Source organism: Phreatobacter sp., assembly GCF_052440005.1.
Taxonomy (GTDB): Bacteria; Pseudomonadota; Alphaproteobacteria; order Rhizobiales; family Phreatobacteraceae; genus Phreatobacter.
Genome location: NZ_JBQVQL010000124.1, coordinates 1 through 10,589 on the forward strand (window position 1 = coordinate 1; position 10,589 = coordinate 10,589).

A 10,589-nucleotide genomic window follows, 5' to 3' on the forward strand; every position below is an offset into this window, starting at 1 on the left:
ATCCCGACCCGTCCCGAGGGTGCCGGCCCGATGCGGTCCGGTCCGCCCTCCGCCGGCCGTCCCCGCACCGCGGGAGACGACGATGACGGTCCGCGCGGCGTTCGCCGCGGTCCCGGTGGCAAGGTCGCGGCACCCGCGACCCGCCCCGAGCGCCCGGCCGCTGACGCCCCGAGCCGCACCCGTCTGACGCTGACCAACGCGCTCGAGGATTCCTCCGACCGCATGCGCTCGGAAGCCTCGTTCCGTCGTCGCGTCCAGCGCATGACCGGACGCCGGCCGACCGAGCAGAAGGAAAAGATTTTGCGCGAGGTGACGATCCCCGAGACGATCACCATCGCCGATCTCGCCAACCGCATGTCCGAGCGGGCGGTCGACATCATCCGCATGCTGATGAAGCAGGGCGCGATGCACAAGATCACCGACGTGATCGATGCCGACACCGCCCAGCTCATCGCCGAGGAGCTCGGCCACACGGTCCGCCGTGTCGCCGAATCCGACGTCGAGGAAGGCCTGTTCGACAGTCCGGATCCGGAGGAGATGCTGGAGGGTCGCGCTCCCGTCGTGACCATCATGGGCCACGTCGACCACGGCAAGACCTCGCTGCTCGACGCCCTGCGCAAGACCAACGTCGTCTCCGGCGAGGCCGGCGGCATCACCCAGCACATCGGCGCCTATCAGGTGATGACGCCGCTCGGCGGCCTCGTCACCTTCATCGACACGCCGGGCCACGCGGCCTTCACCGCCATGCGCGCCCGCGGCGCCAAGGTGACGGACATCGTCGTCCTGGTGGTCGCCGCCAACGACTCGGTCATGCCGCAGACGGTGGAAGCCATCAATCACGCCAAGGCCGCCAAGGTCCCGCTGATCGTGGCGATCAACAAGATCGACCTGCCCGACGCCCGTCCCGAGAAGGTCAAGACCGACCTCCTCCAGTACGAGGTGCAGCTCGAAAGCCTCGGCGGCGACGTGCTCGAGGTCGAGCTCTCGGCCAAGACCGGCCAGGGCCTCGACAAGCTGCTGGAGCTCATCCAGCTGCAGGCCGAGGTGCTCGAGCTCAAGGCGAACCCCTTCCGCCTCGCCGAGGGCACGGTCATCGAGGCCAAGCTCGACCGCGGCCGCGGCCCCGTCGCCACCGTGCTGATCCAGCGCGGCACGATGCATCCCGGCGACATCATCGTCGCCGGCGCCGAGTGGGGACGCGTGCGCGCCCTCATCAACGACAAGGGCGAGTCGACCGACGGTGCCGGTCCCTCCGTTCCGGTCGAGGTCCTCGGCTTCAACGGCACTCCGGAGGCGGGTGACCGTGTCGCGGTGGTCGAAAACGAGGCCCGCGCCCGCGAGATCACCGACTACCGCTCCAACCTGAAGCGGGAGAAGGCGGCAGCGCGCCTCGGCGCCGGTCGTTCGTCCCTCGCCGACATGATGAGCCAGCTCAAGGCCGGCGCGGGCAAGAAGGAATTCCCGCTGATCATCAAGGGCGACGTGCAGGGTTCGGTGGAGGCCATCGTCGGCGCTCTCGCCAAGCTCGGCAACGACGAGGTGGCGGCCCGCGTCATCCTCTCCGGCGTCGGCGGCATCACCGAAAGCGATGTCGGCCTCGCCCAGACGGCCGGCTCGGTCATCATCGGCTTCAACACGCGCGCCCACAAGGAAGCGCGTGCCGCCGCCGAGCAGGCCGGGATCGAGATCCGCTACTACAACATCATCTACGACCTGGTGGACGACATCAAAGCCGCCATGTCCGGCCTGCTCGCGCCCGAACTGCGCGAGACCATGCTGGGCAACGCCGAGATCCTGGAGGTGTTCAACATCACCAAGGTCGGCAAGGTGGCCGGCTGCCGCGTCACCGACGGCCGTGTGGAGCGTGGCGCCAATGTCCGCCTCATCCGCGACAGCGTGGTGGTGCACGAGGGCAAGCTCTCGACGCTCAAGCGCTTCAAGGACGAGGTCAAGGAGGTCCAGGTCGGCCAGGAATGCGGCATGGCCTTCGAGAGCTACCAGGACATGCGCGCCGGCGACATCATCGAGTGCTACCGCGTCGAGGAGATCAAGCGCTCGCTGTGATGCCCTCGCATCCCGTGATCGGAAAGGGCGGCCCTCGGGCCGCCTTTTCTTTGCCGGGTGGTTGAACCCATCGGGGCCCCCGGCGCGACAGAGACCCAAGTGATCCACCAGGCCGGCCGCGACACGGGCCGCAGCAAGCATCGGACGGGAGCATGACCGGCCAGGACCCCGTGTTCCGTCTCGCCTATGACGGCACCTTCGCCGACTACCGCGCCCTGCTGCGCGCCCGCGAGCGGCTGGGCTGGCTCAGGGGCCATGGCCGCTGGCTGCGCTATCCCTTCGTCACCGGGCTCTTCATGGCGACGCTGTGGTGGCTCGGCGCACTGTCGGCGTCCCGGCAAGCCGTGGCGACGACCGACATCGTCCAGTGGGTCTTCGTGCTGATCGTGATCGTCGCGCTGGTCGACATTCTCTTCGAGCACGGCATCGGCCGCTGGGTCTATTCGCGCTATGCCGCCGCCGACCGCCCGGTCGCGGTGAGCGTCGATGCCGAGGGCGTCTCCTGGAACGTCGATGCCTGGAGCGGCCGCTTCGCCTGGAGCGCCGTCAGGAACAGCGTCGTCACCGACGACTGTCTCTTCATCTTCATCGGCAAGCTGGAGGCCATCACGCTGCCGAGGCGCGGTCTCGCAGGCGGAGACTGGGACGGGCTCCTCGCCTTCGTTACCGAACGATTGCCGGCGCCGCCGGTGCGCGGATAGGAAAGGGCGCGGCAGCCTTCCGGCCACCGCGCCCCTCGAACGTCAGGTCTGACGCGTCAGACGACCTTGAGGCTGATCTCGCCGAGGCCGTCCACCGCCGCCACCATGGTCTGGCCGCGGGTCACCGCGCCGACGCCGTCCGGCGTGCCGGTGAAGATGACGTCGCCGGGGCAGACCTCGAAATAGGTCGACAGGAAGGAGATCTGCTCGGCCACCGACCAGATCATGTCGGAAAGGTCCGCCTTCTGCTTCACCACGCCGTCCACCGTCAGCGAGATCGGGCCCTTCAGCTTCTGGCCGACCTGCGAAACCGGGTAGAGCGGGCCGACGGGGCCGGAGAGGTCGGAGGACTTGCCGAGCTCCCACGGGCGCTTCAGCGCCTTCGCCTCGTCCTGCAGGTCGCGGCGGGTCATGTCGAGGCCGACGGCATAGCCGAAGACGCAATCGAGCGCCTTGTCGACCGGGATGTCCTTGCCGCCCTTGGCGAGGGCCACGACCATCTCGAGCTCGAAGTGATAGTTGGCGGTCTTCGGCGGATAGGGATGGTCCACCGTCGCGCCGTGGGGCACCGGCTGCAGCGCGTCGGCCGCCTTGTTGAAGAAGAACGGCGGCTCGCGGGTCGGGTCACCGCCCATCTCGCGGGCGTGGGCAGCGTAGTTGCGGCCGACGCAATAGACGCGGCGCACCGGGAACACCTTGTCGGTGCCGACGATGGGGAGGGCGGGGCGGGCGGCGGGTTCGAAGACGTAGGACAAATTGGCGCTCCAGCACGGTCGCGTCGGATCACGGTGGTCTCGACGCCGCGCGCAAGCTAAACTCGCGCGACGATTTGTCCATGGCTTGAAGGCTGATGACGCATACCGAAAAACGCGAACTCGCCCCCCTCGCCAAGCTCGCCCTGGAAATGGGCCCGCTGGTGATCTTCTTCCTGGTCAACTCCTATGGCGACCGCTGGTTCGGCTTCGCTCCCGACCGTCGCCTGTTCCTCGCCACCGGCATCTTCGTCGTCGCGGTCCTCGCCTCGCTCGCCGTCACCTGGACGCTGATCCGCAAGCTGCCGGTCATGCCGCTGGTCTCGGCCGTCGTGGTCACCGTCTTCGGCGGGCTGACGCTCATCCTCCACGACGACCTGTTCATCAAGCTGAAGCCCACCATCGTCAACACGATGTTCGGCGCCGTGCTGGTCTGGGCCGGGCTCACCGGCCGCAACGTCCTGAAGCTGGTGCTGGACTCGGTCTTCACCCTCACCGACGAGGGCTGGCGCCTGCTCACCTGGCGCTGGGCCTTCTTCTTCTTCGTCCTCGCGGCGCTCAACGAGATCGTCTGGCGCACCCAGACCACCGATTTCTGGGTCGCCTTCAAGGTCTGGGGCATCATGCCGCTGACCATGATCTTCGCCATGGCGCAGATGCCGCTGATCATGCGCCACGACGCCGGTGCCGAGGCCGGCAAGGCGCCCTGATCCCCGTCCCCGCGCTTTGCCCCGGGGCGCCGCCCCGCTAGAAGCTTGGCTCCCGCCTTCGCCCGGAAGACCCCGTGGTCCGCACGCTGTTCATCGCCGTCCTCCTCGTCCTCGCCGTGGCCATCGCCGCCATCGCGATCTTTCCCGGCGCCGACCTCGCGGTGGCGCGCTGGTTCTGGACGCCGGCCGAAGGCTTCTGGCTCGGCCAGAACGGCACCGCCGCCTTCCTGCGGCGGGTCAGCATGTGGCCGACCATCGCGCTCGGCATCGCCGCGCTCGTCTCGCTGATCCAGCACATCCTCCTGCCGGCCTCGCGGCAGTTCATGTCGGCCCGCGCCGCCGCCTTCCTGTTCCTGACCGTGACCGCGGCCCCGGTGCTGCTCGTCAACGGCGTCTTCAAGGAGGTCTGGGACCGCTCGCGCCCCGTCCACGTCACCGAACTCGGCGGCCCCTGGCGGTTCACGCCCTGGTGGCAGCCCGGCGACGGCACCGGCTGCCGCACCAACTGCTCCTTCGTCTCCGGCGAGTCCTCGGGCGCCGCCTGGCTCGTGGCTCCCGCCCTCCTCGCCCCGCCGCCGGCCCGGCTGCCGCTGCTGGCGGCGGCGGGCGCCTATACGGTCGTCGTATCGGGCCTGCGCATCGGCTTCGGCGGCCACTTCCTCTCCGACACGCTGATCGCGACGCTCCTCACCCTCCTCGTCGTCGCCTTCGGCTACCGCTGGTTCTACCGCAGGCCGGGGGCACCGACCGAGGAGGCCTTCGCCGCCCGCCTCGCAGCCCTCGGCGCGCCTGTCCGGCGGCTCTTCGGCACGCGCGCCTGATACCGGTGCGGCTTGCCTCTTGCCCGCGGCTTCTTTAAGCCGACGCAACCCCCTCCGACCGCCCTGGAAACCCACTCATGGCCGCGCAGAAGTCCGTCAAGAAAGTCGTCCTCGCCTATTCCGGCGGCCTCGACACCTCGATCATCCTGAAATGGCTGCAGACGACCTATGGCTGCGAGGTGGTCACCTTCACCGCCGATCTCGGCCAGGGCGAGGAATTGGGCCCGGCGCGCGACAAGGCGCTGCTCCTCGGTATCAAGCCCGAGAACATCTTCATGGACGACCTGCGCGAGACCTTCGTGAAGGACTACGTCTTCCCGATGTTCCGGGCGAACGCGATGTACGAGGGCCTCTACCTCCTCGGCACCTCCATCGCCCGCCCGCTCATCGCCAAGCGCCAGATCGAGATCGCCGAGGCCGTCGGCGCCGACGCCGTCTCCCACGGCGCCACCGGCAAGGGCAACGACCAGGTGCGCTTCGAGCTCTCCTACTATGCCCTGAAGCCCGATGTGACCGTCATCGCCCCCTGGCGCGAGTGGGACTTGTCGAGCCGCACGAAGCTCATCGAGTTCGCCGAACAGCACCAGATCCCGATCGCCAAGAACAAGCGCGGCGAGGCGCCCTTCTCGGTCGACGCCAACCTGCTGCACGCCTCCTCCGAGGGCATGGTGCTGGAGGACCCGGCCGTCGAGGTGCCGGACTACGTCTATTCGCGCACCGACGGCCCGGAGAGCGCGCCGGACAAGGCGACCTACATCACCATCGACTTCAAGGAGGGCGACGCCGTCGGCATCGACGGTCAGGCCCTGTCCCCGGCCACCATCCTCACCAAGCTCAACGAGCTCGGCAAGGTCAACGGCATCGGCCGCCTCGACCTCGTCGAGAACCGCTTCGTCGGCATGAAGTCCCGCGGGATGTACGAGACCCCCGGCGGCACGATCCTCTACATGGCCCACCGCGCCATCGAGAGCATCACGCTCGACCGCGGTGCGGCGCACCTGAAGGACGAGCTCATGCCGAAATATGCCGAGCTCATCTACAACGGCTTCTGGTTCTCGCCCGAGCGCGAGCTGCTCCAGGGCCTCATCGACAAGTCGCAGCAGTACGTGACGGGCACGGTGCGGCTGAAGCTCTACAAGGGCAACGTCATCGTGGTCGGCCGCGAGAGCCCCTATTCGCTCTACGACAAGGAGCTGGTGACCTTCGAGGAGGGCGCCGTCGCCTACGACCATCGCGACGCCCAGGGCTTCATCAAGCTGAACGCGCTGCGTCTGCGCACCCTCGCCCAGCGCAAGAAGAAGATGGGACTCTGAGGGCGGAAGGTCGTCATGCCCGGCCCTGTGCCGGGCATCCACGACTTGTCTTCTGCACCCTCGTGTTCAAGTCGTGGATGGCCGGGTCAAGCCCGGCCATGACGGCGCGGGGTGGGCTGCACGTGCGAGGCCGGGGCGACCCGGCCTTTTTCATGTCCGGAACGGGACAGGGCTCACGGACCCTGGTGCGTGCCCGTGGTCGGGCCCGGCGTGCCGACGAAGCCGTGGAAGCGGTTGGCCGGCCGGGTGAGGCGGTGGCCGGTGCCGGCGGCGTCCTCGTGCGTGCCGTATTCGCTCTGCGCGGAGAGCGCCGGGCCGGCGAGGCGGGCGCTCGCGGCGAGCGAGGAGGCATGAGCGGAGGAGGCGATCCCTGCGACCGTCGAGATGGCTGCGGCAGCAAGGAGCGTGAGAGCCGACTTTCGAATCTCGAACTGGTTGAACATGGATCGCCTCCCCCGTTTCACGGCCGCGGCGTGTCGCGGCGGCATGACCATGGGTGTCGGGAGGCGGGAAAAAGGTTCGACGGGGTTTCGGGTTTTTTTGGCGGGCGCCGCACCAGGCAACCATGCCCCACCCGCATCCTCCGCTTGCTCAAGCAAGGGGAGGGGACTTCCACCTCGCGCTGGGCTTTCGACCTTCGCGCCTGGCTCGACCGTGACGAGACAATGATACGTCGAAGTCCCCCTCTCCTCGCGCAAGCGAGGGGAGGGTGCGGGTGGGGCCCTCGTCCTTAAAGTGCCGGACTTGGGCCGGCCTGGTCGCTCACCCCAGCTTTTTCAGCCAGCGCTTCGCCTGCGCGCGCACGTTCTTCGGCGCGGTGCCGCCGTAGCTCACCCGGCTCGCCACCGACTTCGCCACCGACAGCACCGAGAACACGTCCGCCGTGATGCGCTGGTCCACCGCCTGCATGTCGGCGAGCGTCAGCTTGTGCAGCGGCACGCCCTTGGCCGAGGCGGCCCCGACCGCCCGGGCGGCGATGTGGTGGCTCTCGCGGAAGGGGATGCCGAGGGCCCGCACGCACCAGTCCGCGAGGTCGGTGGCGGTGGAATAGCCGAGGCCGGCGGCCCGCTTCATCACCGGCGCGTTGGCCTCGAGGTCGCGCACCATGCCGGCGGTCGCGGCGATCGCCAGCGACAGCGAGGCGAGCGCGTCCATGGTCGGCTCCTTATCCTCCTGCATGTCCTTCTGATAGGTCAGCGGCAGGCCCTTCAGCACCACGACGATGGCGTTGAAGGCACCGAGGATGCGGCCGACCTTGGCGCGCACCAGCTCCGCCGCGTCCGGGTTGCGCTTCTGCGGCATGATCGAGGAGCCGGTGGAGAAGGCGTCCGACAGCCGCACGAAGGAGAAGGGCGAGGAGCACCAGATGACGATCTCCTCGGCGAGGCGGGAGAGGTGCACCGCCGTGATCGTCGCCGCCGCCAGAACCTCCATGACGAAGTCGCGGTCGGCGACCGAGTCGAGCGAGTTGGCGGTGGGCCGGTCGAAGCCGAGGGCAGCCGCCGTCATGTGCCGGTCGATGGGGAAGGAGGTGCCGCAGAGCGCCGCGGCCCCGAGCGGGCTCTCGTTGAGCCGCCGGCGGGCGTCGGTGATGCGTCCGCGGTCGCGCCCGACCATCTCCACATAGGCCATCAGGTGGTGGCCGAAGGTGGTCGGCTGGGCCACCTGCAGGTGGGTGAAGCCCGGCATGACGGTTGAGGCCTCGGCGAGGGCCTTCTCCGCCAGCGCCTTCTGCAGGTCCTTCAGCTGGGCGTCGAGGCCGTCGGCGGCGTCGCGCACCCACAGGCGGAAATCGGTCGCCACCTGGTCGTTGCGCGAACGGGCGGTGTGCAGGCGCCCGGCCGGCGCGCCGATGATCTCGGCGAGCCGCGCCTCCACGTTCATGTGGATGTCCTCGAGGCTGCGCTTGAAGGTGAAGGTGCCGCCCTCGATCTCGGCGAGAACCTGGTCGAGGCCCTTGGTGATCGCGGCTTCGTCATCGCGGCTCACGATGCCTTGTTCGGCCAGCATCGCCACATGGGCTTTCGAGCCGGCGATGTCCTGCCTATACAGACGCTTGTCGAAGTCGATCGAGACGTTGATGTCCTCCATCACGGCGGCCGGACCCGAGGCGTAGCGGCCGCCCCACATGGAATTGCCGGCTTTGTCGGCTTCGGTCATCGTCTCGTCCCCGAAGGAAGAAGGAAGTCGCTTTGTCCCGCGCCAGAATGACCATCCTCGCGGCAGGACTGATCGGACTGTGCGCCGGCGCTGTGGCCTTCTACTGGACAGGCGGGCCGGCACGCAATGCGTCCGCGCAGGCCTGCAACGCGGCGCGCACGGTGGCCGGCAGCCTCATGCCGCTGGCGCGCGGCGAACTGGCCGCCTTCAAGGTCACCGAGGCGCCGATGATCGCGCCGAACCTTGCGTTCAAGGCGCCCGACGGGCGCGAGCTCCGGCTCGCCGACTTCCGCGGCCGCGCCGTGCTCCTCAACCTCTGGGCCACCTGGTGCGCGCCGTGCCGCCACGAGATGCCGGCCCTCGATCGCCTGCAGCAGACCCTCGGCGGCGAGAAGTTCGAGGTCGTCGCCGTCAACATCGATACCCGCAACCCCGACCGCGCCGCCACCTGGCTCACCGAGAACGGCATTCGCCACATGGCGAACTATTCCGATCATTCCGCCCGCATCTTCCAGGACCTGAAGGCCGCCGGCCGAGCCTTCGGCATGCCGACCACGCTCCTCATCGACGCCAACGGGTGCGAGCTCGGTTTCCTTGCCGGTCCCGCCGAATGGGCCAGCGAGGACGCCATGCGCCTCATCCGCGCCGCCCTCGGCACCTGACTGCAGACCCCGCGAAGATCCGCCAAAGACCCACCATGACCGACATTGCCGCGCGCCGCGCCGCCCTCTTCGCCCTGTTCGACCGGCTCGGCATCGCCACCACGACCCACGAGCACGAGGCGGTGTTCACGGTGGCAGAGAGCCGCCACGTCAAGGAGCAGATCCCCGGCGGCCACACCAAGAATCTCTTCCTCAAGGACAAGAAGGGCCGGCTCTTCCTCGTGGTCGCGCTGGGCGACGCGGTGATCGACCTGAAGCGCCTGCACGAGGTCATCGGCGCCTCGGGCCGCCTGTCCTTCGGCTCCGGCGAGCTGCTGGAGGAGGTCTGGGGCGTGAAACCGGGCTCGGTCACGCCCTTCGGCGCCATCGCTGACACCGCGGGCCGCGTCACCGTGATCCTCGACGCGGCGATGATGCAGCACGAGATCCTCAACTATCACCCGCTCGAGAACACGGCGACCACCTCCATCGCCCGCGGCGACCTCGTCGCCTTCCTCTCCGCTACCGGGCACGAGCCCCTGATCCTGCCGTGCAGCGCGCCCGCCTGACGGACGAGCCGGCGATCACGCGGCGGTGAGACATGCCATGGTACCGCCCCATTTCGGCCCCTCTGGGGTCAAGAGGCGGGACGAGCTTCAACCCGTTGCCTCGACGTGGTCGGCGCTGCCCCGGACTTTTCAGCCCCCCAGCCCCCCGGGGCCGTCCGATCCGTCGAGCGCCATCGGCCCTGCCGATGGAAACGTTCGGTCATCCCCTCCGACGCGAACGTGCGGGCCGGCGCTTTTGCGCCGGCCCGTTTTTTTGGCCCGGCGGGACCTGCGGGGGCGCGACGACGAGCGGGAGAACGGCATGACCGGCAGGCTGACCGAGGACGAGCGACGCGAGGCCATGGCCTCCCTTCCCGGCTGGATCGCCGTGGAGGGACGTGACGCCATCACCCGCCGCTTCGCCTTCCGCGACTTCTCCGAGGCCTGGGGCTTCATGAGCCGCGCCGCGCTCGCGGCCGAGGCGATGGACCACCACCCCGAATGGTTCAACGTCTACAAGACGGTCGAGGTGACGCTCTCCACCCACGACGCCGGCGGCCTGACGCAGAAGGACATCCGGCTCGCCCGGGCCATGGACCAGATCGCCGGGATCTGACGGGTCTTCAGCGGTCGCAGGACCAGGTCATCGGCGGCAGGCGGGCCTCCCGCTCGCCGAGGAAGCCCCGGGCCGAGCGTGCCGGCACCTCGACCTCCAGGAGCCGGGTGGGCCCCATGTCGATTACCTGGCGCAACTGGACCTTTTCCCCCGCCTCCAGGCGCACGACCGGCTGGCCCCCGAGCGGCGCGTCGACCAGCGTCGCCCCTTCCGGCGCGACCTCCATGTCGAGCGTGCGGCACGTGGCCGCGGCGGCCGCAGGC

12 protein-coding genes are annotated in these 10,589 nt (G+C 69.0%); 8 read left to right on the forward strand and 4 right to left on the reverse strand.

Annotated elements, in window-relative coordinates:
• Positions 1-2,064 (forward strand): translation initiation factor IF-2 (gene infB, locus ACT6XY_RS20890; RefSeq protein ID WP_444750236.1); only part of this gene is annotated, 2,064 nt, incomplete at its 5' end.
• A 152-nt stretch (positions 2,065-2,216) separates the two neighbouring features.
• The gene (locus ACT6XY_RS20895) at positions 2,217-2,765 is read left to right on the forward strand and encodes a YcxB family protein (RefSeq protein ID WP_444750237.1); all 549 of its coding nucleotides are present in this window, start codon (positions 2,217-2,219) and stop codon (positions 2,763-2,765) included.
• Positions 2,766-2,821: 56 nt separating this feature from the next.
• On the opposite strand, the gene ACT6XY_RS20900 is transcribed toward ACT6XY_RS20895, so the two are convergent.
• On the reverse strand, positions 2,822-3,520 hold the full coding sequence (locus ACT6XY_RS20900) for a fumarylacetoacetate hydrolase family protein (protein WP_444750238.1): 699 nt from the start codon (positions 3,518-3,520) through the stop codon (positions 2,822-2,824).
• A 95-nt stretch (positions 3,521-3,615) separates the two neighbouring features.
• Between ACT6XY_RS20900 and ACT6XY_RS20905 the strand changes: the two genes are divergently transcribed.
• From ACT6XY_RS20905 to ACT6XY_RS20915, 3 genes are all read left to right on the forward strand, one after another.
• Positions 3,616-4,227, forward strand: a complete 612-nt coding sequence (locus ACT6XY_RS20905; protein ID WP_444750239.1) for a septation protein A — start codon at positions 3,616-3,618, stop codon at positions 4,225-4,227.
• Positions 4,228-4,301: 74 nt separating this feature from the next.
• Positions 4,302-5,048, forward strand: coding sequence for a phosphatase PAP2 family protein (locus ACT6XY_RS20910; RefSeq protein ID WP_444750240.1), 747 nt, complete (start codon positions 4,302-4,304; stop codon positions 5,046-5,048).
• Positions 5,049-5,125: 77 nt separating this feature from the next.
• Positions 5,126-6,361 carry an argininosuccinate synthase gene (locus ACT6XY_RS20915; RefSeq protein WP_444750241.1) on the forward strand — a complete coding sequence of 412 codons (1,236 nt, stop codon included), beginning with the start codon at positions 5,126-5,128 and terminating at the stop codon, positions 6,359-6,361.
• Positions 6,362-6,534: 173 nt separating this feature from the next.
• On the opposite strand, the gene ACT6XY_RS20920 is transcribed toward ACT6XY_RS20915, so the two are convergent.
• Both ACT6XY_RS20920 and argH read right to left on the reverse strand, forming a co-directional pair.
• Positions 6,535-6,804: a hypothetical protein gene (locus ACT6XY_RS20920; RefSeq protein WP_444750242.1), complete on the reverse strand. Its 270-nt coding sequence runs from the start codon at positions 6,802-6,804 to the stop codon at positions 6,535-6,537.
• Positions 6,805-7,123: 319 nt separating this feature from the next.
• A complete protein-coding gene (argH, locus tag ACT6XY_RS20925) occupies positions 7,124-8,521 on the reverse strand; it encodes an argininosuccinate lyase (RefSeq protein ID WP_444750243.1) in 1,398 nt (465 codons plus the stop codon).
• Between the two features lie 32 nt (positions 8,522-8,553).
• On the opposite strand from argH, the gene tlpA reads away from it, so the two are divergent.
• The 3 genes from tlpA to ACT6XY_RS20940 all read left to right on the forward strand — a co-directional run bounded on the left by tlpA (position 8,554) and on the right by ACT6XY_RS20940 (position 10,326).
• On the forward strand, positions 8,554-9,183 hold the full coding sequence (gene tlpA, locus ACT6XY_RS20930; protein WP_444750244.1) for a thiol:disulfide interchange protein TlpA: 630 nt from the start codon (positions 8,554-8,556) through the stop codon (positions 9,181-9,183).
• Positions 9,184-9,218: 35 nt separating this feature from the next.
• Positions 9,219-9,731, forward strand: a complete 513-nt coding sequence (locus ACT6XY_RS20935; protein WP_444750245.1) for a prolyl-tRNA synthetase associated domain-containing protein — start codon at positions 9,219-9,221, stop codon at positions 9,729-9,731.
• A 268-nt stretch (positions 9,732-9,999) separates the two neighbouring features.
• Positions 10,000-10,326: a 4a-hydroxytetrahydrobiopterin dehydratase gene (locus tag ACT6XY_RS20940; protein WP_444750247.1), complete on the forward strand. Its 327-nt coding sequence runs from the start codon at positions 10,000-10,002 to the stop codon at positions 10,324-10,326.
• 7 nt (positions 10,327-10,333) lie between these two features.
• On the opposite strand, the gene ACT6XY_RS20945 is transcribed toward ACT6XY_RS20940, so the two are convergent.
• Positions 10,334-10,589 (reverse strand): hypothetical protein (locus ACT6XY_RS20945; RefSeq protein WP_444750246.1); only part of this gene is annotated, 256 nt, incomplete at its 5' end.

What these genes read in the sequence shown, in the direction of transcription:
- ACT6XY_RS20895 (WP_444750237.1), top strand. Translation starts at nt 2,217, where the DNA reads ATGACCGGCCAGGACCCCGTGTTCCGTCTCGCCTATGACGGCACCTTC.
- ACT6XY_RS20905 (WP_444750239.1), top strand. Translation starts at nt 3,616, where the DNA reads ATGACGCATACCGAAAAACGCGAACTCGCCCCCCTCGCCAAGCTCGCC.
- ACT6XY_RS20915 (WP_444750241.1), top strand. Translation starts at nt 5,126, where the DNA reads ATGGCCGCGCAGAAGTCCGTCAAGAAAGTCGTCCTCGCCTATTCCGGC.
- ACT6XY_RS20920 (WP_444750242.1), bottom strand. Translation starts at nt 6,804, where the DNA reads ATGTTCAACCAGTTCGAGATTCGAAAGTCGGCTCTCACGCTCCTTGCT.
- argH (WP_444750243.1), bottom strand. Translation starts at nt 8,521, where the DNA reads ATGACCGAAGCCGACAAAGCCGGCAATTCCATGTGGGGCGGCCGCTAC.
- ACT6XY_RS20935 (WP_444750245.1), top strand. Translation starts at nt 9,219, where the DNA reads ATGACCGACATTGCCGCGCGCCGCGCCGCCCTCTTCGCCCTGTTCGAC.